18 protein-coding genes and 1 pseudogene are annotated in these 24891 nt (G+C 60.1%); 9 read left to right on the plus strand and 10 right to left on the minus strand.

Annotation, left to right across the window (positions count from 1 at the left end; translation table 11 throughout):
- Positions 1 to 174: 174 nt before the first annotated feature.
- Genes PL599_RS01645 through PL599_RS01660 form a run of 4 tightly spaced genes read right to left on the minus strand, consistent with a single transcriptional unit; the run spans position 175 to position 3659 of the window.
- Positions 175 to 1029 carry a metal ABC transporter permease gene (locus tag PL599_RS01645; RefSeq protein WP_269823560.1) on the minus strand — a complete coding sequence of 285 codons (855 nt, stop codon included), beginning with the start codon at positions 1027 to 1029 and terminating at the stop codon, positions 175 to 177.
- On the minus strand, positions 1026 to 1886 hold the full coding sequence (locus tag PL599_RS01650; RefSeq protein WP_077985025.1) for a metal ABC transporter permease: 861 nt from the start codon (positions 1884 to 1886) through the stop codon (positions 1026 to 1028). The genes PL599_RS01645 and PL599_RS01650 overlap by 4 nt, the downstream gene beginning before the upstream one ends.
- Positions 1867 to 2772, minus strand: a complete 906-nt coding sequence (locus tag PL599_RS01655) for a manganese/iron ABC transporter ATP-binding protein (protein WP_165691338.1) — start codon at positions 2770 to 2772, stop codon at positions 1867 to 1869. Before PL599_RS01655 ends, PL599_RS01650 begins: the two co-directional genes overlap by 20 nt.
- The gene (locus tag PL599_RS01660) at positions 2769 to 3659 is read right to left on the minus strand and encodes a metal ABC transporter substrate-binding protein (protein WP_269823561.1); all 891 of its coding nucleotides are present in this window, start codon (positions 3657 to 3659) and stop codon (positions 2769 to 2771) included. Before PL599_RS01660 ends, PL599_RS01655 begins: the two co-directional genes overlap by 4 nt.
- A gap of 284 nt (positions 3660 to 3943) precedes the next feature.
- Between PL599_RS01660 and PL599_RS01665 the strand changes: the two genes are divergently transcribed.
- On the plus strand, positions 3944 to 4873 hold the full coding sequence (locus PL599_RS01665; RefSeq protein ID WP_269823562.1) for a hypothetical protein: 930 nt from the start codon (positions 3944 to 3946) through the stop codon (positions 4871 to 4873).
- Between the two features lie 175 nt (positions 4874 to 5048).
- Here PL599_RS01665 and lysS read toward each other — a convergent pair whose 3' ends face one another.
- The 5 genes from lysS to PL599_RS01690 form a co-directional block, all read right to left on the minus strand.
- Positions 5049 to 6548 carry a lysine--tRNA ligase gene (gene lysS / locus PL599_RS01670; RefSeq protein ID WP_004445220.1) on the minus strand — a complete coding sequence of 500 codons (1500 nt, stop codon included), beginning with the start codon at positions 6546 to 6548 and terminating at the stop codon, positions 5049 to 5051.
- A 251-nt stretch (positions 6549 to 6799) separates the two neighbouring features.
- Positions 6800 to 8257 (minus strand): glutamate--tRNA ligase, encoded by a 1458-nt coding sequence (gene gltX, locus PL599_RS01675; RefSeq protein WP_269823563.1) that lies wholly within the window; start codon positions 8255 to 8257, stop codon positions 6800 to 6802.
- Between the two features lie 236 nt (positions 8258 to 8493).
- Positions 8494 to 10266: an SLC13 family permease gene (locus PL599_RS01680; protein ID WP_077985021.1), complete on the minus strand. Its 1773-nt coding sequence runs from the start codon at positions 10264 to 10266 to the stop codon at positions 8494 to 8496.
- Between the two features lie 240 nt (positions 10267 to 10506).
- Complete coding sequence (locus tag PL599_RS01685; RefSeq protein WP_077985298.1) at positions 10507 to 11265, minus strand: TerC family protein; 759 nt, start codon at positions 11263 to 11265, stop codon at positions 10507 to 10509.
- 163 nt (positions 11266 to 11428) lie between these two features.
- Positions 11429 to 12115 carry a TetR/AcrR family transcriptional regulator gene (locus PL599_RS01690; protein WP_080795819.1) on the minus strand — a complete coding sequence of 229 codons (687 nt, stop codon included), beginning with the start codon at positions 12113 to 12115 and terminating at the stop codon, positions 11429 to 11431.
- 160 nt (positions 12116 to 12275) lie between these two features.
- On the opposite strand from PL599_RS01690, the gene PL599_RS01695 reads away from it, so the two are divergent.
- From PL599_RS01695 to PL599_RS01725, 7 genes and pseudogenes are all read left to right on the plus strand, one after another.
- Positions 12276 to 13490, plus strand: coding sequence for an HlyD family secretion protein (locus tag PL599_RS01695; protein ID WP_137411603.1), 1215 nt, complete (start codon positions 12276 to 12278; stop codon positions 13488 to 13490).
- A gap of 34 nt (positions 13491 to 13524) precedes the next feature.
- Positions 13525 to 15108, plus strand: a complete 1584-nt coding sequence (locus PL599_RS01700; protein WP_142911934.1) for a DHA2 family efflux MFS transporter permease subunit — start codon at positions 13525 to 13527, stop codon at positions 15106 to 15108.
- Positions 15109 to 15352: 244 nt separating this feature from the next.
- Entirely contained in the window at positions 15353 to 16021 is a 669-nt protein-coding gene (locus PL599_RS01705; RefSeq protein WP_269823564.1) for a pyridoxamine 5'-phosphate oxidase family protein, read from the plus strand.
- A 117-nt stretch (positions 16022 to 16138) separates the two neighbouring features.
- Positions 16139 to 17161, plus strand: coding sequence for a LacI family DNA-binding transcriptional regulator (locus tag PL599_RS01710; protein WP_269823565.1), 1023 nt, complete (start codon positions 16139 to 16141; stop codon positions 17159 to 17161).
- Positions 17162 to 17208: 47 nt separating this feature from the next.
- Entirely contained in the window at positions 17209 to 18663 is a 1455-nt protein-coding gene (gene xylB / locus PL599_RS01715) for a xylulokinase (protein WP_269823582.1), read from the plus strand.
- 242 nt (positions 18664 to 18905) lie between these two features.
- On the plus strand, positions 18906 to 20216 hold the full coding sequence (gene xylA / locus PL599_RS01720; protein ID WP_269823566.1) for a xylose isomerase: 1311 nt from the start codon (positions 18906 to 18908) through the stop codon (positions 20214 to 20216).
- A 41-nt stretch (positions 20217 to 20257) separates the two neighbouring features.
- Positions 20258 to 20503, plus strand: a pseudogene (locus tag PL599_RS01725) (transposase); the annotation flags it as partial.
- Between the two features lie 161 nt (positions 20504 to 20664).
- Here PL599_RS01725 and PL599_RS01730 read toward each other — a convergent pair.
- Positions 20665 to 22953, minus strand: coding sequence for an NADP-dependent malic enzyme (locus PL599_RS01730; RefSeq protein ID WP_077985012.1), 2289 nt, complete (start codon positions 22951 to 22953; stop codon positions 20665 to 20667).
- A 474-nt stretch (positions 22954 to 23427) separates the two neighbouring features.
- Here PL599_RS01730 and PL599_RS01735 point away from each other — a divergent pair, with 474 nt between their 5' ends.
- On the plus strand, positions 23428 to 24858 hold the full coding sequence (locus tag PL599_RS01735) for a mannose-1-phosphate guanylyltransferase/mannose-6-phosphate isomerase (protein ID WP_077985011.1): 1431 nt from the start codon (positions 23428 to 23430) through the stop codon (positions 24856 to 24858).
- Positions 24859 to 24891: the final 33 nt, after the last annotated feature.

Consider the following 24891-nt stretch of genomic DNA (forward strand, 5'->3'; position numbering starts at 1 on the left):
CCCCGCGACTGGCTCAGTAAAATGACGCGCAAAAGGCGAAAATGTTCCACACGCCCGCAAAAATCGTTGTTCTCGAGCATGTCCAGCAAAAGTGCGCTAGCGGTTTTGCGTTCGGACTGCGCAAAAGCAAAGAGAAAGAGCATTTCAGGTGAACCGGCTTTCACCGGAGATGCTCTAGAAGCCTGTCTCTCCCGCAGCATCGATCCGCCGGGCCTTCCAGGTGGTGCGGATGAAGGTGGCAACGAAAGCAAGGCTCATGAACATGACGATGGTGGGAGCTGGCGCACTGTCGATCAGGAAGCTTAGCCATATGCCCGAAAGCGATGAGGCGACCGCTACCGTAATCGCCGCCAGCAGCATGGCGGAAAAACGCCGGGTCAGCAGGAAGGCGATTGCGCCCGGCGCCACCAGCATGGCGACCGAAAGGATGATGCCCACAGCCTTCAACGCGCCGACCACGGTGAGCGACAGAACCATCAACAGACCATAATGCAGGATACGCACCGGCAGACCGATGGCTTTGGCGTGCTGCGCATCGAAGGCGTTGACCAACAGGTCCTTGCGCAGGATGCCGAGGAACAGCGTGGCGAAAAGTGCGATCACCCCTGTTTCCAACATGTCTGATGGCGCAATGCCGAGCATGTCGCCGAAGAGGATATGATCGAGATGGACATCGCTCTGCACCTTCACATAAAGCACCAGCCCCAGACCGAACATTCCCGAGAAGACGATGCCGAGCACCGTATCTTCCTTGATGCGGCTGTTTTCCTTGATGAAACCCGTGCCGAGCGCGCAGATCATGCCGGCGATGAAAGCACCGATGGAGAGCGGTATGCCAACGATATAGGCCACCACCACGCCGGGCAGCACGGCATGGGAAACCGCATCCCCCATCAGCGACCAGCCCTTCAGCACCAGAAAACAGGAGAGCATCGCCATTGGCACGGCGATCATCAATGTGATGATGAAGGCATATTGCATGAAGGGCAGCTGAAACGGCAGGATGGCGAGTTCGAGAGTGTCGTTCATGGCGTTTCCTCCAGTGCCTTGCGGGCCTTGGCGCGGGATGCGAGCAGGCCGTGCTTTGGCGCAAAAACGAAGGCGGCAAGGAAGATTGCGGTCTGTAGCACGACGATCACACCGCCGGTGGCGCCATCGAGGAAATAGCTGAGATAGGCGCCAACGAAGCTGGTGGCCGCACCGATGATCAGGCTCATCAGGATCAGCCGTTCGAAACGGTCGGTCAGGAGATAGGCGGTGGCACCCGGCGTCACCACCATGGCAACGACGAGGAAAGCCCCGACCGTCTGCAAAGCGGCAACCGTCGATGCGGCCAGCAGGGTGAAGAAGATCACCTTCAGCACTTCCGGTTTCAGCCCCACGGTGCGGGCATGGTTCTCATCGAAGAACACCACCATGAAGTCACGCCATTTCAGCGCCAGCACAATGAGGCTGATGCCGCCGATCAGCGCCAGCTGAATGGTGTCTTCCGCCGTGATCGCGAGAATATTGCCGAGCACGATGGTCTGTATATTCACCGAGGTGGGCGAGAGCGAGACCATGAACAGGCCAAGCCCGAAAAACGAGGTGAAGATCAGCCCGATGATCGCGTCTTCCTTCAGTCGCGTCTTCTGGTTCAGGAACAGCATGGAACCGGCTGCAAGCCCGCCGGACAGAAAGGCACCCAGCGAAAAGGGCAGGCCGAGCATATAGGCCCCGGCCACACCGGGGACGATGGCATGGGAAAGAGCATCGCCGATCAGCGACCAGCCCTTCAGCATCAGATAGGCGGAGAGAAAGCCGCAGACTCCGCCCACCAGTGCGCTGACCCAGATGGCGTTCAACATATAACCATAAGTGAAAGGCTCAAGAAGGCTGTTTATCATCGACTTTTTCTTTCGGAGCCTCAGGATCGCGCCCGTTCTGGCCGTTCTTGCCATAGATCACGAAGGGCCGTTCGTCATCGGTGATGACCTTCACCCGGCGTGGGTCGGCGTCGTCATGCAGGTCTGCCCCGCCAAGCACGAAGTGGCGCAGGCTGCCGCCGAAGGCCTTTTGCAGGTTCTCCTCGTTGAAGGTGTCCGCCGTCTTGCCCGATGCCAGCACCGTGCCCTTGACGAAGACCGCGCGGTCACAGAATTCCGGCACGCTGCCGAGATTATGGGTGGAAACCAGCATGACCCGGCCTTCGTCACGCAGCGCTTTCAGAAGCGCGACGATCTGCTCTTCCGTCGTCACATCGACACCGGTGAAAGGCTCGTCCAGCAGGATCACCTGACCCTCCTGCGCCAGCGCGCGGGCGAGAAACACCCGCTTCTTCTGCCCGCCGGAAAGCTCGCCGATCTGCCGCTTGCGATAGTCGAGCATGTTGACGCGTTTCAGCGCTTCCTCGACCATCTGGTGGTCGCGTTTCGACGGGATGCGCAGGAAATTCATGTGGCCATAACGGCCCATCATCACCACATCCTCGACCAACACCGGAAAACTCCAGTCCACCTCCTCGGCCTGTGGCACATAAGCGACAAGGTTTTTTCTGAGCGCTTCCTTCACCGGCAGGTCGAAGATCGAGACGGAACCGGCGGCCAAAGGCACGAAACCCATGATCGCCTTGAAAATCGTGGACTTGCCGGCGCCATTGACGCCGACAAGTGCAGTGATCGTTCCGCGGGGGATGGAAAAGCTGGCATTTCTTAATGCGGTGTGGCCGTTTCGATAGGTCACTGTCGCATTTTGAACCGTCAGGCCGCCTGCTTTTTTACTGCCCATTCTCATGAAGACAGCCCCTTGGCGATTGTTTCGCTGGTGACGCGCAGAAGGTCCAGATAGGTCGGAACCGGACCGTCTGCCTCGCTCAGCGAGTCCACATAGAGAATGCCGCCATAGGCCGCGCCGGTTTCCTTGGCCACCTGCTGGGCGGGATCGGCGGAGACCGTGCTTTCGCTGAAGATAACGTGGATATTGTGCTCGCGCATGGCGTCGATCACGCCGCGCACCTGCTGCGGTGTGCCCTGGCTGTCGGCATTGACCGGCCACAGGAACAGTTCCTTCAGGCCGAAATCGCGGGCGAGATAGGAAAATGCGCCTTCGCTCGTCACCAACCAGCGCTTGTTTTCAGGCAGAACGGAAAGCGTGTCGCGGATCGGCTGCACGGTGGCTCTGATCTTGTCCGAATAGGCCTTGGCATTGGCGGCATAGACATCCGCATGGGCAGGGTCGATATCCGTCAGGCCCTTGCGGATATTTTCCACGTAGATCAAGGCGTTATCGGGGGACATCCAGGCGTGCGGATTGGGTTTTCCCTGGTACGCCCCGCCGCTGATGGCCATGGGCTCCACGCCTTCGCTCACCGTCACGCTCGGCACGCCGGAGAGGTTGGCCAGGAACTTTTCGAACCACAATTCCAGATTGAGGCCGTTGCGAAGCACCAGATCAGCCTTGCGGGCTTTGAGAATATCGCGCGGCGTCGGCTGGTAGTTGTGAATTTCAGCACCCGGCTTGGTGATGCTTTCCACCTCGGCCGCATCGCCCGCCACATTGCGCGCCATGTCGGCGATGATGGTGAAGGTCGTCACGACGGTCGGTTTTTCCTGAGCGAGGGCAGTACCGGGAAGGAAAAGCGAAAAAGCGAAAATGGCGTGGCGGATTTTATGGAAGTTCACGGGGCTCACCAGATTTTGTTGCGATTAATTCGCAATACCATCTGTTATAAAATCACAGATGTCAACGCTATTGCAAATCATTCGCAAAATAGTGCATTTCGCAAATGTCCGAAATTGGCGCGTTTTTGCCGGTCTTGTGCCTATGGGATTAAACTTTTTTCAATGAGAAAGCGGCACTATCGCAAGGCTCGGACAGCGTGGTCCGGAGCTTGTCCCGCGTGTGTTCCTCATTCTTCGAGCCACGTTTCGGGGTGAGGGCATAAGACGGGGTACTTGATGTCAGGATGTTGCGGGTGAAAGCTGTATTCGGACGAATGCGGTTTTCGCGCAAGCTCGTTATGATTGGAGGCGGGATCCTGCTTTTGGCGGGTGCGACCGGCTCTGCTGCCGTTTTTATCGGCAGCGAGCGGCTGCTCGGCCCATCCTACGCTTCTACCAACGGGCTTTCCTGCGACGCGGTCCAGACGGTCAATATCCGCAAGAACGGTTCCCTATGGGTCCGCAAATTCATTCGCACCCAGGGTGGTGACGGCGCAGAGCGGCTGAAGACGGCGCTTCGTGTCGCAAGGGCGGTTTACGACAAGCAGAAACCCGATCTGGTGCAGGTTTCCGTGCTGGACCAGAACGGTCCGCAACTGCGTTCGGAAATGCGCGGCCGCGCCATTGCCGCGCAGGTGGTCTTCATTCCCGATCCGGCAAAGATTCCCGAAGGCGCGGATGCCCATCGTTATTCCGCCTTCTATTATGACGGCGCGGCGAATGGCAGCGGCCAGTTTTACGGCCTGCGCATCGATCTGCCGCTCGAAGATACCGAGGCGCTGGCGGCAAGCCTCAGCGATTTGGCTGATTGCGCGACGCCCGCCACGGAGCCGGAAGCGGGCGGCCACGAAACCAAGTCCGCCACACGTCACGGCGAAGGCAAGGGTGAGGCCGGCGGGGAACATGGTGCCGCGCCGAAAGAGCCTGGTCATGACGAAACGACACCCGAACCCCACGGTGAAACTCCGTCTCCCGAAGCGCATGGCGAACCGGCTGCCGACGAACTTCTGACCTCGACGCCGGAAGCCGGCGGCGGCAGCGTCTTCAGCCTGTCCTATCTGAAATCACTGATCTTCGGAAAGGGCTCGACGACCGCGCAGGCGGCGGAGGAGAAGGCAGCAGCGAGTGAGAATGTCGCTGCGGAAGAGCCGGGTGTGGGGACCCCGGGGCATTAAAGATAGCGGCCGCGATGGGATGTTGTTTGACATCCAGGCTGTCTTGCTCTCTTGGTCCGTTATACTCGACCGTCATTGTCGGGCCTGTCCCACCGCGGTCCGGTTTAAATTGATCGAAACGGCATAAGACTCTCATTTGAAGCAGGCGGCTTTTCGGCCGCCTGGCTTGATCCCCTCAATCCGCCTTGTTGCGGCGGGCAGGGAATAGGATGACGTCGCGGATCGACGGGGCGTTGGTGAGCAGCATGATCAGGCGATCGACACCGATGCCGAGGCCGCCGGCGGGTGGCATGCCCTGGTCGATGGCGTCGAGGAACTCGTCGTCCAGCTGCTTGTCCTTTTCGCCGCGGGCATGGGCCTGCTCCAGCTGCTCCACCATGCGGCGGCGCTGCTCTTCGGGATCGTTGAGTTCGGAGAAGGCGTTCCCCACTTCCCAGGCGTTGCAATAGCTCTCAAAACGCTCGACGAGGCGCGGCTCGCCCGGCACTTCCTTGGCGAAGGGCGAGATGTCCTTCGGGAAATGCGTCACATGGCTCGGCTGGATCAGCGTGCCTTCAACCTTTTCTTCGAAGATGAAAGCAAGGCATTCGCCCCAGGTCCAGTCCTTCTCGACGGCGAAACCGGCAGCCTTGGCGGCAGCGCGGGCTTCCTCGTCGGTCTTGATGGCGAGGAAGTCGATGCCCGTCGCTTCCTTCACCGCATCGGGCATGGGAACGCGCTTGAACGGACCCTTGAAGGAGATCGTCTGGCCCTGGAATTCCACCTCGGTGGTGCCATGCAGCGAGATCGCGAGCGTCTCGAACAGCCGCTCAACGAGACCCATGATGTCCTCGTAATCAGCGTAAGCCCAGTAGCACTCCATCATGGTGAATTCAGGATTGTGCCGGGTGGAAACGCCTTCATTGCGGAAGTTGCGGTTGATTTCGAACACCTTGTCGGAAAGGCCCGATACCAGCGTGCGCTTCAGGAACAGTTCCGGCGCAATGCGCAGATACATGTCCATCTTCAGCGTGTTGTGGAAGGTCTTGAACGGATCAGCCGTCGCACCGCCATAAACGGTCTGCAACATCGGCGTCTCGACTTCGAGGAAACCTTCGGCTTCCATGAAACGGCGGATGCCGGAGAGAATCTTCGACCGCTGAAGGAAGCGCAGCTTGGATTCCTCGTTAGAGAGGATGTCGAGGTGGCGCTTGCGGTAACGCAGCTCGATGTCGGAGACGCCGTGCCACTTCTCCGGCATCGGCAGCAGCGACTTGGTCAGCATGGTGATTTCTTCGGCGTTGATCGTCAGTTCGCCGCGCTTGGTGCGGCGCACCTTGCCGGTTACGCCGATGATGTCGCCGATATCGATCATCGGCAGCAGGTTGCGAGCCGCTTCCGGCGTCGTATCCTTGTGAGAGAAGATCTGCACCTTGCCGGAGGCGTCATGGATATCCATGAACATGCCGGAATTGCGCGAGGAATAAACGCGTCCCGCCACCGTCACCGTATCGCCGGTTTCGACGTCGGCTTCGATATCAGCATATTTTTCCGCCAGCTCGGCATTGCTCATCGTGCGATGGAAATGCGCCGGATAGACATCGCCGATCTGCTCGCGCAGCAGCGCAAGTTTCTGGCGGCGCACTTCGGTGGCGTCGGAGGAAAGGGCGGTGGTTTCGGTCTTGGTGTCGGTCATGTTTTTTGCCTTAAGCGGGCTTGTTCGTTGCGGTTACCCTTTGCGCTCGGGGCTTACCCCCCTCTGTCCTGCCGGACATCTCCCCCTCAAGGGGGGAGATCAGATGCCGCGCCCGCCCGTTCCATGGGCAAGGTGTCAGCCGCTTGTCGATCTCCCCCCTTGAGGGGGAGATGCCCGGCAGGGCAGAGGGGGGGTACCCCAAGCAGAAGGGTATATTTCAGGATGCCGGCGTGAACGCCAACACCAAATTATCAGCTTCCGCTGCCAACCATCGTGGCCACAACGGTAATCGCAGCCTTCAGGCGCTGGCGCACCACAGAGCGGCCAAGCAGCGCCATCGAGTCAAACAGCGGCAGCGAGCGCGACGATCCGGACATGGCGACGAACAGCGGCGGGGTGACGACGCGCAGCTTCTTGCCGGTGCGTTCGGCGACATCGCGCAGCTCGGCCTCGATGGCTTCCACGTTCCAATCAGGCATCTTTTCGAGGTCTGCTGCAACGGTGGTGAGGATTTCGTGGATTTCCTCCGGCTTGCTCTTCAGCCCGGCAAAGGAAGCGGGCGTCAGGCCAGCATCGCTTGCCAGCAGAAAGCCGGCAAGGTTCGGCAGCTCACCGAGCTTGGAAACGCGGCTCTGGGCAAGCTTCAGGCCCTCGGTCAGGCGGGAATTCTCCATCGCCCATTCCAGCGTGCGGGCAATGAACTCTTCCGGCGAGAGCTTTTCGCGCAGCCAGCGGCCGTTCAGCCAGTCCAGTTTCTGGATGTCGAAAATGGCGCCGGCTTTGGAAAGCGCCTCCGGGTCGAACTTTGCGGCGAGCTCTTCCATGGTGAGAAGCTCTTCGCCCTCGGCGATCTGGATGAAAAACAGGCCAAGGAAGTTCATCAGCGCTTCCGGCAGGTAACCGAGCGCAGAATAATAGGAGATCGAGGTCGGGTTCTTCCGCTTGGAAAGCTTCGACTTGTCGGCGTTGCGCATCAGCGAAAGATGCATGAACACCGGCTCCTGCCAGCCGAAATAACGGTAAAGCAGAATGTGCTTGGGCACAGATGCCAGCCATTCTTCGCCGCGTGCCACATGGCTGATCTTCATCAGGTGGTCGTCGATGACATTGGCCATGTGATAGGTCGGCATGCCGTCGGCCTTGATCAGCACCTGCATGTCGACGGAATCCCACGGGATCGACACGTCGCCATAAACGCCGTCATGGAAATCGCACGACCCTTCGGTCGGAATTTTCATGCGCACGACGTTCGCTTCACCGGCGGCAACGCGGGCGGTCACCTCCTCGGCCTTCAGGTTGAGGCAATGGCCGTCATATTTCGGCGGCTTGCCGGCCGCGCGCTGGGCTTCGCGCATCTGCTCCAGCCGCTCGGGCGTGCAGAAACAGCGGAAGGCATGGCCTTTTTCGAGAAGTTCTTCGGCATATGGCCAATACATGGCCTTGCGCTCGGACTGGCGGTAGGGGCCGTGAGGGCCACCGACATCGGGGCCTTCCGACCAGGTGAGGCCGGTCCAGCGCAGGGCTTCAAGCACCTTCTGCTCATATTCGAGGGTCGAGCGGGTGGCGTCGGTATCCTCAATGCGCAGGATGAACTCGCCACCGTGTTTCTTGGCGAAGAGATAGTTGAACAGCGCGATATAGGCGGTGCCGACATGCGGCTCGCCGGTGGGGGAAGGTGCAATGCGGACGCGAACGCCGGAAGTGGTCATGAAATTCACTCGTCGTGACGTGGCAGTGACATCGGGGCGGCTTCACCCGTCTGTCACGTTGTTTTCGTTTGGATGCGGCAGGAAATCATGTCGGAAGGCACAATGAAAGCGTCTTTTACACATTCCCGTTCGGCTTCGGCTTAGGCCATATTCTACCGCAGGCGTCAAGGAAATACGAAGGCGACGCGGCTTCGCACGGCGGCGGTCCGCCCTGGTTCAGCACGCCGGTTCGCGTCCTAGTTCACGGGCCAGACGTAAAGTAGCATGGGAATGCTGGCGATGACGATCATGATCGACAGCGGCAGGCCAAGCCGCGGATAGTCGCTGAAGCGGTAACCGCCGGGGCCCATGACAAGAGTGTTGCACTGGTGGCCGATGGGGGTGAGGAAATCGCAACCCGCGCCAATTGCCACCGCCATCAGGAAGGCCTCTGGCTTGAAACCGAGTGTGGTGGCGAAACCGGCGGCGATGGGGGCCATGACCAGCACGGTGGCGGCATTGTTGAGAAAGGGCGTGACCGCCATGGCTGTGAGCAGGATCATGCCGAGCGCCGCAAAGGGCGGCAATCCCTGCGCGGCCTGGCCAAGCCAGGCGGCCATGAGTTCGCTTGCGCCGGTGGTGCGGAGCGAGTCGCTGACGGGAATGAGGGTGGCGAGCATGACGAGGATCGGTCCGTCAATGGATTTATAGACCTCGGTCAGCGGGATCGCACCGACGACGATCATCAGGAAGGCGGCTGCGAAAAAGGCGACGGAGACCGGCACCACCCCGCTGCCGGCGGCGATCATGGCGGCGGCAAGCACGATGACGGGCAAAAGCGCGCGGCGCTGCACGCCCAGCAGGATTTCCCGTTGCGCCAGCGGTAAGAGCGAAAATTCCTGCAGCACCTGCGGCAGGTTCTTGCGGCTTCCCTGTAGAAGAACGACATCGCCCGCCTGCAATGTCAGCTCGGAGAGCCGCTGGCTGACACGCTGGCCGCGCCGGCTGACGGCGATCAGGTTGACGCCGCGCGTATAAGAGAGTGAAAGCTCGCGCGCGGAAATGCCGCTCAGCACCGATTCATTGCTGATGACCGCCTCCATGGAAATGAGATCGGCGGTCTTCTGGCCGTTCTCCATCAGCGGCTTGCCGGAGAGCTGCAACTTTGCCTGGGAGACGATGCGGTCCAGCCCCTCCGGGCTGCCTTCGAGCAGAATAGTGTCGCCAGCTTTGAGCTTCACGTCGGGGAAGGGGGAGATGCGCCGCGGCCCGCGCAGGATCGTGCTGGCAATCACGTCGCCATCGGCCTGTTTCAGCAGCGTGCGCAGCGGCTTTTCCGCAAAGTTGCTGTCCGCCGGCAGCGTCGCTTCCGCCGTATAGGAGGCTTGGTCGAGAATATCCTCTACAGAGGCCTTTTCGCGGTTGCGCACCGGCAGAAGCCGGTAACCGAAGGTCAGGAAGATGATGCCGATGACGGTGAGGCCGGCTCCGACGGGCGTGAAGTCGAACATCGAAAAACTCTGCCCGGTCATTTCTTCGCGCAGTCGTGAGACGACGATATTGGGTGAGGTGCCGATCTGCGTCATCAGCCCGCCCAGGAGTGCGGCGAAGGCCATGGGCATCAGATAATAAGAGACCGGACTGCCGGACTTGCGGGCGAACTGGAAAGCGACCGGCATCATGATGGCGAGCGCGCCGATATTCTTGATGAAGGCTGACATGACCGCGACGACGATCATCAGGAAGGCAAGTTGCAGGCTCTTCGAATGCATTTCGGGAAAATATTTCTTGATCGTCATGTCGACGACGCCTGACCGCGCCACCGCCGAACTGACCACCAGAGCGCTGCCGACGATAATCACGATATCATCCGAAAACCCGGAGAAAGCCTTGTCGAAAGGCACGACGCCAAGAACCACCGCCACGAGCAGCGCACTGCAGGCGACGACATCGTAACGCAGCCTGTCCCAGATGAACGCAACCATCATGCCGGCGATGACGGTGAAGGCGAGGATCTGGTCTGTCGTCATGCTGGTTCATGCTTTCGAAGGAGAAGCGGAGAATGACTCTATCGACGAGGATATCAAAGAACGCAAGCCGGGGTGAAGCGGTTCCGGAGTGGAGACGGCCATTCCTGCCTTTCCGTCATGCCGGCCCTGCACCGGTATCCGGCCGCCGGGGCTCTCACGCGGCGGGAAGAGTTTTCTCAGCCCAAGGGCCTGGGCTGAAAATATGCGGGATCTGGTCCGGCATGACAAAAGGAAGTGCCGTCAATGCGCCTCTTCCGCGCTGGCCTTCTTCCTGCGCCTCGCATTGCGGGCGAGCATGTTGAGCAGTTCCACCAGCGCCGAGAACGCCATGGCGGCATAGACGTAGCCTTTCGGAACATGGAAGCCCATGCCTTCGGCGATCAGCGTTGTGCCGATCATCATCAGGAAGGCGAGCGCCAGCATGACGATGGTGGGGTTGCGCTCGATGAAGTTGGCGAGCGGCGTTGCGGCCAGCAGCATGACGGTGACGGCCACGATGACCGCGACGATCATGATCGGCAGATGCGGTGTCATGCCGACGGCGGTGATGATGCTGTCTACCGAGAAGACGAGGTCAAGCAGCAGGATCTGGCCGATGGCGGCGCCGAAATTCATCGCGGCCGGGCCGCCCACCATGTCTTCCTTGTGATCTTCCGGGTCGACATTGTGGTGAATTTCCTTCGTGGCCTTCCACATCAGGAAAAGACCGCCGGCGATGAGGATCATGTCCTTCCACGAGAAAGCATGGCCGAAGACTTCGAAGACCGGCGTGGTGAGCTGCACGATCCATGCGACGGTGCCGAGCAGGCCGAGGCGCATGATGAGCGCAAGGCCTATACCGATCTTGCGGGCTTTTTCGCGCTGTTCGGGCGGCAGCTTGTTGGTGAGGATGGAGATGAAGATCAGGTTGTCGATGCCGAGCACGACCTCCATGACGATCAGCGTGACGAGCGCCACCCAGGCGGCGGGGTCAGATAAAAGAGGGAGAATGGACTCCATCAGGTCGTTTTTCCTTTCAGCAACAAGGCCAGCCGAAACATTCGGTGGGTGGAACTTATAGCGCAATACGCGAGAAACAAGGAAATGATGGCTCCACAGCGCAGGATTTCATCGAAATTTCGCGCAGTCCGCGTATTGGCGTATTTTCCGTTGCTGAATGATTTCAGGCCTTGTCGGTTCCGTAGGCGGCCATGAATACCATAATGGCGCTGGCGATCACCCGGTCCAGCTCTTCTTCCGGAACCGGGCCTTCGATTTCTCCGAACAGGCGCAGCTTGAAGAAGGTGCCGGTGGAAAGCTCGATATATTGCCGAGCGGCCAGTTCCACGTCATCGACCTGCAGATGGCCGAGCGCGACATGATGTTCGATAAAATCCTGGAGCACGGTGCGGACATTGTTAGGCGCGGCGATGAAGAAGCGCTGCGCCAATTTCGGCATGCGGTCGATGACGCCGATGACCGACCGCATGGCCGGGATCATCTCGGAACAGATCATCTTGTTGGCGAAGGCCTTGCCGAATTGTCTCAGTCCGTCGCGCACCTCTTCGGTGCCGGCGAGAATATCGCGCATCGAGTTGGCGAATTCCTGCCGGTGGTGATCGACCAGCGCGGCGAACAGGTCCTCCTTGTTGGAGAAATAGACATAGATCGTGCCCTTGGAAACGCCCGCCTCGCGCGTGATGTCGTTCATGCTGGCGGCATCGAAACCCTTGCGCTTGAACACGCGCCAGGCACCTGCCAGAATCTGCTCGCGTTTGGCCGGGTCTTCGCCCGCCGCAAAACGCCCGGCGGCATTGCCCGGACAGCCCGTTTCCGTTTCCGTCTCCATATCCCTGTCTTCACCTGCCATCGCTACCGCCTCTTAGCATTGCAATGGCGTAAAAAAAATTAACCGAACGTCGAACCAATCGGTTCGATAACACTTGATATGTGTCAGGAAAGAGATTATGTCAATCGAACCGAACGGTTCAGTTCGAAAAACTTTCTTCAATCTATCACGGTAAGCTCTCATGTCGGCCCAGAAGAATAGCGCGGTTCGCGCCGTCAACGATGCGGAAGAGGCGGATATCTCCGCCAAGGCCGAGACCTCTCCCGCAAAGCCGGCCGAGGCTCCGGCCGCGCCGCCTGCTCAGACGACGGCTGCGCCGAAGCAGAAAAAGCGTTCCAAGCTTCTCCCCGTCATCGCCGTCGCCCTGCTGGCCGGTGCCGGCTGGTATGGTTATAACTGGTGGACCGACGGGCGCTTCCTTGTGTCGACGGACGACGCCTATATTGAAGGCGACATTGCCGTCATCGCACCGAAGGTTTCCGGCTACGTCGCCAAGGTGAACGTCGTCGAGAACCAGGAAGTGAAGGCAGGCGATCCGCTGGTGACGCTGGACGACGGCGATTACCGCATCGCCCTTGAGCAGGCCGAAGCGCAGATCCGCACCGAAGAACTGTCGCTGAAGCGCATCGATGCGCAGATCATCGGCGGCGAGGCTGCACTGGAACAGGCGGTTGCCCAGAAGGGCGCGCTGGATGCCGCCCTTCGCGGCGCTGAAATCACCCAGAAGCGCGCGAGCGAGCTACAGGCGAAGGATGTCGGCACGGTCGCCGCCTCCGACAACGCGCAGGTCGCGCTTGATCAGGCCAAGGCGAATGTCGTGGCCGGCGATGCAGCCATCGCTTCGGCCAAGGCCAATGTGGAACTTCTGCGTGCCCAGCGCGAGGAAGCCGAAAGCACCATCCGTTCGCTGCAGCTCTCGCGTGACAAGGCCGCCCGTGACCTGTCCTTCACGGTTCTGAAGGCGCCCTATGACGGCGTCATCGGTAATCTGGCGGTGCAGAATGGCGATCTGGTGTCTGTCGGCAAGCGCCTGGCGTCGCTGGTGCCGATGAACGAGCTTTATATCGACGCCAATTTCAAGGAAACGCAGCTCGCCCGCGTTGTGCCGGGTTCGAAGGTTCGCGTCCATGTCGATGCTTTCGACGATGCGACCATCGAAGGCACGGTGCAGTCGATCTCGCCCGGCTCAGGCTCGGTCTTCTCCATGCTGCCGCCGGAAAACGCGACGGGCAACTTCACCAAGGTCATCCAGCGCGTGCCGGTTCGTATCGTCTTCTCCAAGGAAGACCTTGAAAAGCACAATCTGCGCGCCGGCCTCAGCGTTGTTGTCGATGTCGATACCCGCACGGCGCCGGAAACCACGAAAACGGCGCAAGCCAACCCGGAAGCCAAGTAAGGCGCATCGCTGATGCGCCGTTGAGGTCAAGATCATGGCGGCTACGGTTGTCGGTACGGGCGGGGCGTCCATCCCCGCCGATCCCCCGATGGACAGGCGCAGGCTCATCGCGTTTTTCGCGATGGTCTTCGGCATGTTCATGTCCATTCTCGACATTCAGATCGTCTCCGCCTCGCTTGCGGAAATCCAGGCCGGCCTCGGTGCCGGCTCGGATGAGATCGCCTGGGTGCAGACGTCCTATCTGATCGCGGAAGTGATCATGATCCCGCTGTCGGGCACGCTGGCGCGCATCCTCTCCACGCGGGTGCTCTTCGCCACTTGTGCGGCCGGCTTCACCATATCGAGCGCGCTTTGCGCCACCGCCACCAATATCGACCAGATGATCGTCTATCGCGCGATCCAGGGCTTTATCGGCGGCGGTATGATCCCGTCGGTCTTTGCGGCGGCCTTCACCATCTTCCCGCCGTCGAAGCGTTCTGTCGTCTCGCCGATCATCGGTCTCGTCGCCACGCTCGCACCCACCATCGGCCCGACGGTCGGCGGTTATCTTTCCAATGCCTTTTCCTGGCACTGGCTGTTCCTCGTCAACATTATCCCCGGCATCATCGTCACCATCCTGACCTGGAGCCTGATCGATTTCGACAAGCCGGAAAAGTCGCTCTGGAAGAAGTTCGACTGGTGGGGTCTGCTTTCGATGGCGGTTTTCCTCGGCTCGCTGGAATATGTGCTGGAAGAGGGCAACAACAAGGACTGGTTCAACGACGAACACATTGTGCTGGGCTCGATTGCGATGGTCGTCGGCGCCGTCGTGTTCTTCTGGCGCGCCTTCAAAGTGGAATTCCCTGTCGTGGATATCCGCGCCTTTGCCGACCGCAACTTCTCCATCGGCTCGCTCTTCTCCTTCGTCATGGGCATCGGGCTTTATGGCCTTACATATCTCTACCCGCTCTATCTCGGCCGGGTGAGGGGATATGACGCGCTGATGATCGGCGAGACCATGTTCGTATCCGGTCTTGCCATGTTCTTCACCGCGCCGATTGCCGGCAAGGTCTCCACCAAGCTCGATCCGCGCATCATGATGGCCATCGGCTTCATCAGCTTCGGCTGCGGCACATGGATCATGACGCATGTGACGACGGACTGGGATTTCTACGAGCTGTTGATCCCGCAAATCCTGCGCGGTTTCGGCCTGATGATGTGTATGGTGCCGATCAACAATATCGCGCTCGGCACGCTGCCGCCCGCCCGTATCCGCAATGCATCCGGCCTCTTCAACCTCACCCGTAACCTCGGCGGCGCGGTTGGTCTTGCCATCATCAACACCATGCTGTCGCAGCGCACGGACGACCATTATGTGCGGCTGGCCGAACATATCAGCTACTCCAACCCGCAGGCGCTGGAATGGCTGAACAATGTCGGCGCCAACTACGATTCCTACGGCCTGGACGGCGCCTCCGTCGCGGTCAAGAAAATGGTTGGCATGGTCTCGCAGCAGGCATGGATTTTGGCCTTCGCGGATGTGTTCTTCGCGCTGACGATCCTGTTCTCCAGCCTGATCTTCATGACCGTGCTGATTCAGAAACCCAAGGCAGCGCCGCCGCCAGACGCGGCGCACTGATAACAATCCCCTCCCATCCACCGCAGAGCTGGGGCCGTCGGAATGACGGCCCCTTTTTTGCGTCCGTCCAAAATTCCAATGCGGCTGTTGGCCGATTTCAGCTGTTGATCGCAACGGGCAATCCATGTATACCAATCATTGAGGTACGTACCTCAAAAAATGCACAGAGGGAGCGAAATCGGGGCCGGGAGGACGGTTGACCTGGATTTTTGCCGCTGGGCAGAGCTGTTCAGAGGGGGAGATCATGACGGACTTGGAACTCACTCCAAACTTTGCAATCAGGCCAGACTTTGCCATAACGGATGAGCAGTCGCTTCGCGGGTTGTTTGAGCCGACACATGCGCTGGCGATACAGAAGTGTCAGGACAGGCTTGGCGTACATGCGCAGGAATTCATAAGACGGTCCCCGTTTCTCTGCATCGGCACCCAGAATCTCGCAGGAAAGGCCGATGTCAGCCCGCGCGGTGATCCGGCGGGCTTCGTAAAGGTTCTTGATGGCCGCACCCTGGTGATCCCGGACCGGCCGGGCAACAATCGCCTTGATACTCTCAGCAACATAATCGCCAACCCCGTTGTGGGTCTGTTGTTCATCGTGCCCGGCTTTGACGACACCCTGCGGGTGAACGGGCGCGCGACACTGAGCAACGATCCCGAACTGCTGAAGCTCATGAGCGTTGCGGATCGTATCCCCAAACTTGCCATCGTCGTGAAGGTAGATGAGGTCTTCATGCATTGCGCCAAGGCGTTCCGGCGCTCCCACCTGTGGGATCCCGCGCATTTGCAGGTCCGGTCGGAAATGCCCTCGCTTATCAAGATCATTCTCGATGAGACAACGGGGGCGCCGACGGACGGGCGCGAGATGCAGAAGATGGACGAGCAGCTGGAGCAGGACTACCGGCGGACGCTTTATTAACCTCAGCCCATGCGGGCATTGATATTCCGCAGCCGGTTGATGAAATATGAGGTACGTACATCATTTTTCGATTTACGGCGGCGGCAAAGCTGGATATGCAAGGGGGAGGGAGGAGCCATGAAGCCGACAGTTCATGATATTGCAGAGCGGGCAGGCGTCAGCCTTGCCACCATCGACCGGGTGTTGAACATGCGCCCTGGCGTGCATGCGGCGACGCGGGCGCGGGTGGAAGCCGCCATTGCCGAGCTTGGTTATGTGCGCGATATCGCGGCGGCCAATTTGGCCAAGGGCCGCAACTACTCCATGGTCTTCATCCTGCCCGGCAATGACAATTCCTTTATGGCGACGCTGCGCGCCGAGGTGCGGGCGGCGGCCAGCCGCTCCCATCTGGAGCGCACGGCCATCCGTGTCATCGAGGTGCCGCCGTTTAATGCCGCGGCACTGACCGAGGCACTGGAAGTTGCACGCCGGGAAAAGCCCTCGGGCGTTGCCTTCGTCGCAACCGATTCCGAAGACGTGGCCGAGGCCGCCGACCGGCTGGCGGAAGATGGCATCGCCACTGTCACATTGGTGTCCGACCTTTCCGGCTCGAGGCGCGATCATTATGCCGGTGTGGACAACGTTGCGGCCGGACGCACGGCGGCAAGCTTGATGGGGCGTTTCCTCTCCGGGCGCGGCGGCGATGTCGCGGTTGTTGCCGGCTCCATGCTGGTGCGTGACCATCGCGAACGTCTGGAAGGGTTTCGCGTCGTCCTCGAAGCGGAATTCCCGCACTTGCGGCTGTTGCCCGTGCTGGAGGGCAGGGACGATCCTCTCACCGTCGAAGCGCTGGTGTCCAAGGCTCTGGGCAATGCCGCACTGTCAGGCATCTACAGTCTCGGTGCCGGCAATCGTGGTCTCATCCGAGCGCTTGGGGCCGCGGATGGCGAAAAAACGCTTTCGGTCATCGCCCATGAACTGACGGAAAACACCGCCAATGCGCTGCGGCAAGGGCTGCTCGATGCCGTGCTCAACCAGGATGCGGGACATGAGGTGCGCAGCGCCATCCGCGTGTTGAAGGCGCGCGCCGATGGCCTGCCCGTCATCGCCGCGCAGGAACGTATTCGTATCGACATCTTCCTCAGGGACAATCTTCCCTGAGCAAACAGGCTGGAAGTGGCGCAAGGCGCGCCGGAATGGAGAAATACATGTATCTCGGTCTCGATCTTGGCACGTCAGGCGTCAAAGCACTGCTGATGGACGACGATCAGAAAATCATCGGCTCGGCCAACGGTTCGCTTGATGTTTCGCGCCCGCATCATGGTTGGTCGGAACAGGACCCGGCCGACTGGATTGCTGCGACGAAAACCGCCGTTGCCGGCCTGAAGCAGAAGTTTGCGAAAGAGCTTGCTGCCGTCAAGGGCATCGGCCTTTCCGGTCAGATGCATGGCGCGACGCTTGTGGATGCCGAAGGCAAGGTGCTGCGCCCCTGCATCCTGTGGAACGACACACGCTCCCATGCCGAGGCTGCCGCTCTCGATGCCGATCCGCGTTTCCGCAAGATAACAGGCAATATCGTCTTCCCCGGTTTCACCGCGCCGAAGCTTGCCTGGGTGGCGAAGAACGAGCCCGACATCTTCGCGAAAGTGGCCAAGGTATTGCTGCCGAAGGATTATCTGCGGCTATGGCTGACCGGCGAGTATATCTCGGAAATGTCCGATTCCGCCGGCACCGCCTGGCTGGATACCGGCGCGCGCAAATGGTCTTCCGATCTGCTTGCGGCGACGGGGCTCGATGAAAAACACATGCCGTCGCTGGTGGAAGGCACGGATGAGGCGGGCGTTCTGCGCAGTGAGCTGGCTTCCGAATGGGGCATTTCCGGCCGTGCCGTGGTCGCCGGTGGTGCTGGCGACAATGCCGCTTCCGCCTGCGGCATGGGCACGGTGAAGGAAGGCCATGCCTTCGTATCGCTCGGCACATCGGGCGTGCTCTTTGCCGCCAACGCCTCTTACCTGCCGAAGCCGGAAAGCGCCGTGCATGCCTTCTGCCATGCGCTGCCCGACACCTGGCACCAGATGGGCGTCATCCTCTCCGCGACGGATGCGTTGAACTGGTATTCGCGCCTCACCGGCCAATCCGCTGCCGATCTGACCAGTGAACTCGGCGAGACGCTTCTGGCCCCCTCCGGCGTCACTTTCGCGCCCTATCTTTCCGGCGAACGCACCCCGCATAATGACGCGGCCATCCGTGGCTCCTTCATTGGCCTGTCCCATGAAAGCGACCGCAAGGCGCTGACCCAGGCCGTGCTGGAAGGCGTTACCTTTGCGATCCGGGATAATCTCGAAGCGCTGAAATCGGCCGGCACGTCAATCTCCCGCGTCACCGCCATCGGCGGCGGCTCGCGCTCGACTTACTGGCTGGCCTCGATCGCCACCTCGCTGGGCGTTCCCGTGGATATTCCGGCCGAGGGCGATTTCGGCGCGGCCTTTGGTGCCGCCCGCCTTGGCCTGATTGCCGCGACCGGGGCCGATCCGGTGGCGGTTTGCTCGCAGCCGGAGACGGCGCGGACGATTGAGCCGGTGGCTGATCTGGCCGCGGCTTATGAGGAGGCTTACAGGCGGTATCATGCGCTTTATCCGGCGATAAGGGCGCTTTCGCAGTGAGACGCGGCGTGTGCGGCGTCACCCCCCCCTCTGCCCTGCCGGACATCTCCCCCTCAAGGGGGGAGATCGGCAAGTGGCGGACACCTCACTTCATACTCCGCCTCGCGAGAGGTGAGGACGTAACTACGAGTCGATCTCCCCCTTGAGGGGGAGATGTCCGGCAGGACAGAGGGGGGTGAGCCACACCCTCCAACCTTGAAATTTTCAAACACGATTTAAACCCACCATGGAGGAACCACCCAATGACGACAGGCTTCTTCGGCGATATCGCCAAGATCAAATATGAAGGCCCCGACAGCACCAATCCGCTGGCCTTCCGCCACTACAATCCCGACGAGATCGTCGCCGGCAAGCGCATGGAAGATCACCTGCGTTTCGCGGTAGCCTATTGGCACACCTTCACATGGCCGGGCGGTGACCCCTTCGGCGGCCAGACCTTTCAGCGTCCGTGGTTCGAAGACACCATGCAGGCCGCGAAACTGAAAGCGGACGTGGCGTTCGAATTCTTCTCGCTGCTCGGTTCACCGTTCTACTGCTTCCACGATGCCGATGTGCGCCCGGAAGGCAAGAACTTTGCCGAAAACACCAAGAACCTCAATGAGATCGTCGATTATTTCGCGCAGAAGCAGGCCGATACCGGCGTGAAGCTGCTGTGGGGTACGGCCAACCTCTTCTCCAACCGCCGCTTCATGTCGGGTGCCGCGACCAATCCCGATCCTGACGTCTTCGCCTTCTCCGCCGCGACGGTGAAGACCTGCATGGATGCCACCAAGAAGCTTGGCGGCGCCAACTATGTTCTGTGGGGCGGTCGTGAAGGTTATGAAACGCTGCTCAACACCGATCTGTCGCGTGAACTCGACCAGCTCGGCCGTTTCCTCAATCTGGTGGTGGAATATAAATACAAGATCGGCTTCGAAGGCACGATCCTGATCGAGCCGAAGCCGCAGGAGCCGACCAAGCACCAGTACGATTACGATGTCGCCACCGTTTATGCCTTCCTGCAAAAGAACGGTCTCGAAAAGGAAGTGAAGGTCAATATCGAGCAGGGCCATGCCATCCTCGCCGGCCATTCCTTCGAACATGAGCTGGCCATGGCCAATGCCTTCGGCATTTTCGGCTCCATCGACATGAACCGCAACGACTACCAGTCCGGCTGGGATACCGACCAGTTCCCCAACAACGTGCCGGAAATGGCGCTTGCCTATTACCATGTTCTGGCCGGTGGCGGCTTCAAGAATGGCGGCACAAACTTCGATTCCAAGCTGCGCCGCCAGTCGCTCGATCCGCAGGATCTGCTGATCGGCCATATCGGCGGCATGGATTGCTGCGCCCGTGGCCTGAAGGCAGCGGCGAAGATGATCGAGGATGGCGCGCTGTCCAAGCCGCTTTCCGAGCGTTACGCCAAGTGGGATTCTGCCGAAGCGCAGAAGATGCTGCGCGGCGAGCTGAAGCTCGAGGAGATCGCAGCGCTGGTCGAGCGTGAGGATATCAATCCTGAGCCGAAGTCCGGCCGTCAGGAGTATCTGGAAAACGTGGTCAATCGTTACGTTTGACGGGAATGTCGGGGGCGACGGTAACGTTGCCCCCATCGCCGACGAGCCGGCCGAATCGGCGTCACCGTGTCCTGACGCTGCGTCTTGTCCGCCTTAACCCGATGATATTGAAGGGTCGGGCGGCCGTGGAAACGACATTTTCCACACTGAAGAACCGTGTTGGCCCCAGCGTGATCCGCTACCGTGGGATCGTCGAGACAAAGGCGCAGATCTTGCTAGCAGCGGTGGCTTTCAACACGCCCCTCTGGGTGACATTGCCGACGCCGACAACGCCTCATCGGGCCTGAAATCCACCCAAACCACCCTCAAGACCACGAAAAAGCCCGCCTCAGACAGAGGCGGGCGAGTGATACGTTTCCAAAATCTCCAGACCAGAAAGGGGCCAGGCGATGGATATTGCAACGCGCCTCGCCGGTGCGAAGAAACGTGCTGCAACCTCCAGCCCGTCTCAACGACCGGCGTTGTAGGCCGCGATTGCCGCCATGTTAACGATGTCGCTGTCCTTCGCGCCCATCGAAGTGATCTGCACCGACTTGTCGAGGCCGACGAGAAGCGGGCCGATGACGGTCGCGCCGCCCAGTTCCTGCAGCATCTTGGTGGAGATGGAGGCGGAATGGATGGCGGGCATGACCAGCACATTGGCCGGGCCGGAAAGACGCGCGAAGGGATACTGGCTCTGCATCCGGTGATGGTTGAGTGCTATATCGGCCGACATTTCGCCATCGACCTCGAAATTGACGTTTCGCTTGTCGAGGATTTTCACGGCCTCACGTACTTTGTCGGAGCGTTCGCCGACCGGCTGGCCGAAAGTGGAATAGGCGAGCATGGCAACGCGCGGTTCGTAACCGAAACGGCGTGCAAGGTGGGCGGCCTCTTCGGCGATATCCGCCAGGTCCTCGGCATTCGGCATATCATGCACGGCCGTATCGGCAACGAAGACGGTTCGGTTGCGCGAGACCACCAGCGAAACGCCGATGACGCGATGGCCGGGCTTTGTGTTGATGCAACGGCGAATATCTTCCAGCGCCGTGGAGTAATTGCGGGTGACGCCGGTGACCACGGCGTCCGCATCGCCCATCGCCACCATGCAGGCGGCGAAATGGTTGCGGTCGTTATGGATCAGGCGCTGTACGTCGCGCAGCAGGAAACCGCCGCGCTGCAGGCGCGCATAGAGGTAATCGACATAGGCATCGACACGGCTGGAAAGGCGCGCATTGGTGATCTCGATATTGGCGCGGTCGAGATCGATGCCGGCGCGTTCCGCATTGGCCCGGATGATGTCGTCACGGCCGAGCAGGATGGCGGTGCCGAGGCCCTGCGCGGTGAAGGAAATCGCCGCGCGCATGACCTGTTCTTCTTCGGCTTCCGCAAAAACGACCCGCTTGGGCGAGCGGCGCACCCGTTCGTAAAGGCGCTGCGTGGTGGAAGCCATCGGGTCGCGACGGGCGGAAAGCTCGCGGGCATAGGCATCGAGATCGGGCAGCTCCCGGCGGGCGACGCCGGTTTCAATCGCCGCTTTCGCCACGGCCACAGGAATTGCCGAAATCAGGCGCGGATCGAAGGGAACCGGAATGATGTATTGCGACCCGAAGCGCGGACGGTTGCCCTGATAGGCGGCGGCCACATCGTCAGGCACATCCTCGCGGGCAAGATCGGCCAGCGCCTGTGCCGCCGCGATCTTCATCGCATCGTTGATCTGGCTGGCGCGAACATCGAGCGCGCCACGGAAAATATAGGGAAAGCCGAGGACGTTGTTGACCTGGTTCGGGTAGTCCGAACGCCCGGTCGCCATGATGGCGTCGTCGCGGATGCGCGACACTTCTTCCGGCGTAATTTCCGGGTCCGGATTGGCCATGGCGAAGATGATCGGCTTCGGCGCCATGGAGCGGATCATCTCTTCGCTGAAAGCGCCCTTTTGGGAGAGGCCGAACACCACATCCGCACCCTTCATGGCTTCCGCCAGCGTGCGGTTGTTGGTTTTCACCGCATGGGCGGATTTCCACTGGTTCATGCCTTCGGCACGGCCCTGATAGATCACGCCCTTGGTATCGCAGAGCGTGATGTTTTCAGGGTTGAACCCCATGGCCTTGATGAGGTCCATGCAGGCGATTGCCGCAGCGCCCGCGCCGTTGCAGACCAGCTTGGTGGTCTTGAAGTCGCGGCCCGTCAACTCGATGGCGTTGATGAGGCCGGCGGCGGCGATGATGGCGGTGCCGTGCTGGTCGTCATGGAAAACGGGAATGTCCATCAGCTCGCGCAGGCGGCTTTCGATGATGAAACATTCCGGCGCCTTGATGTCTTCCAGATTGATACCGCCGAAGGAGGGTCCGAGGTAACGCACACAATTGATGAACTCATCGGCGTCTTCGGTATCGACCTCGAGGTCAATGGAATCGACATCGGCGAAGCGCTTGAAAAGGACCGACTTGCCTTCCATGACCGGCTTGGAGGCCAGAGCGCCGAGATTGCCGAGACCCAGGATGGCGGTGCCGTTGGAGATGACCGCAACCATGTTGCCGCGCGTTGTATAATCGTAAGCGGTCGCCGGATTTTCGGCGATGGCTTTCACTGGTACGGCCACGCCAGGCGAATAGGCAAGCGACAGATCCCGCTGCGTCGCCATCGGCTTGGTCGGGGTGATTTCCAGTTTCCCCGGCCTGCCTTGAGCGTGAAAATCCAGGGCTTCCTGATCCGTAACCGATGTTCTTGTGCTGGCGGGCTTCGTCGTGTCGGACATGGGCTGAACGTGCTTTCGTGTCGATAACATTGTAAAAATATCCGCCGTTGTTATTGTATTTTTCGCGCGTCTGCCAAGTCTTGAATGTTGTTCAGTGCAGCAAATTTAAGCGTGATGAAATTTGCGGCCGGATTTAATCGATTAAGTCGACGTTCTTGACCCGTTGCTGGATTATCGGGCCCGTGCGCCACCGCCCGACCGCAGATGCGGATCCGCGGGTGGTGCATTGCCGCGATCCTCGTGGGCGTTTCCGTGGCGAGTTCTGTGGAACCTCGCAAGCCATGTCGCGTTAGCGAAACGGGTCCCCGGGCAATCGACATGTCCTCCAAATGCCCTGTTGCTCATTCACCAAGCTTTCACAAGGCGAATTTATGAGCTTGCGCTTGCCCGCTTGCAAACCGATGATGGCGGCATTGGGAAATATGTATATTGTCCGGCGCGCCGGAAAATTTTTGATATTGGAAAGGTTTTGCCGTGAAGGAACATACTCGAAAGATCACGCCGGTTCTTCTGGCTGGCGGTGCGGGCTCCCGACTTTGGCCCGTCTCGCGCGATCAGTTGCCCAAGCAGTTCCAGCCGCTGGTCGGCAATCTTTCGACCTATCAGCAAACGTTGCAGCGGGTGGGCGATAAGAGCCTTTATGCCGAGCCGCTTGTCATCACCAACGAGGATTTCCGTTTCTTCGCCCGCCGTCAGGCGGAAGAAATCGATTTGCCGGCGACGGTGGTGCTGGAGCCCGCCCGCCGCGACAGCGCCGCCGCCATGGCCGCCGCCGCCGTGCTGGCCGAGCGCCGCGAGCCAGGATGCCTGGTGCTGGCGCTTGCCGCCGATCATGTGGTGCTCGATGCCGACAAGTTCTCCGACGCCGTGAAACTCGGCGCAAAAGCCGCCGATCAGGGCAATATCGTCGTCTTCGGCCTGGTGCCGACCGAACCGCGCACCTCCTACGGTTATATCAAGCCGGGCGAGGCGATCGACGGCGAGGAAGACCTCAGCACCGTGGATGCCTTTGTGGAGAAACCGGATATGAAGACGGCGATCTCCTATCTGGAAAAAGGTTATCTCTGGAATTCCGGCAATTTCCTGTTCCGTTCCGATGTGATGATTGCCGAGCTGAAGGCCTTTGCCCCGGAGATTCTGGCGGCGGTGACGCAAGCGGTCGACCAATATGAAAGCGACCTGGGTTTCGTGCGCCTTCATCAGGAAAGCTTCGAGGCTTCGCCGAAAAATTCCATCGACTATGCGGTGATCGAGAAGACCAAACGCATGGCGGTGGTGCACGGCCATTTCCGCTGGTCGGATATCGGCAGCTGGGATGCGATCTGGGAAATTGCCGACAAGCGCGGCAACGACAATGCGCTGGAAGGCAACGGCGTCTTCATCGATTCCGAAGGCTGCCTCATCCATTCGACGCAATTGCTGACGACGGTGGTGGGCGCCAGGGACATGGTTGTCGTGGCCACCAAGGATGCGGTTCTGGTGGTGCCGAAAAACCGGGTGCAGGATGTGAAGGGTCTGGTGGAGACGCTGAAGAATGGCGAACACGCACCGCAGACGCAGACCCACAAGCGGGTCTATCGCCCTTGGGGTTATATCGAACACATGTATGTGGACGAGCGCTACCGGGTCGGCCACATCACGGTCGATCCCGGCCACCGCATCTCATTCCAGAAACATTATCACCGCTCGGAACACTGGATCGTCGTCAAGGGCACGGCGACGGTGACGATTGGCGAGGAAACCCGGCTGCTGACGGAGAACCAGTCGGTTTACATCCCGATCGGCGAGTCACATCGGCTTGCCAATGAGGGGCAGATTCCGCTCGAACTGGTCGAAATCCAGACCGGAGCCTATATCGGCGAGGATGATGTCATCCGCATCGAGGATGACTATAAGAGGCAATAATGGATAGTGTTGTGAGGCAGCACGACAGAGGCG

The organism is Agrobacterium sp. ST15.16.055 (assembly GCF_027956555.1).
Classification (GTDB): Bacteria; Pseudomonadota; Alphaproteobacteria; order Rhizobiales; family Rhizobiaceae; genus Agrobacterium; species Agrobacterium salinitolerans.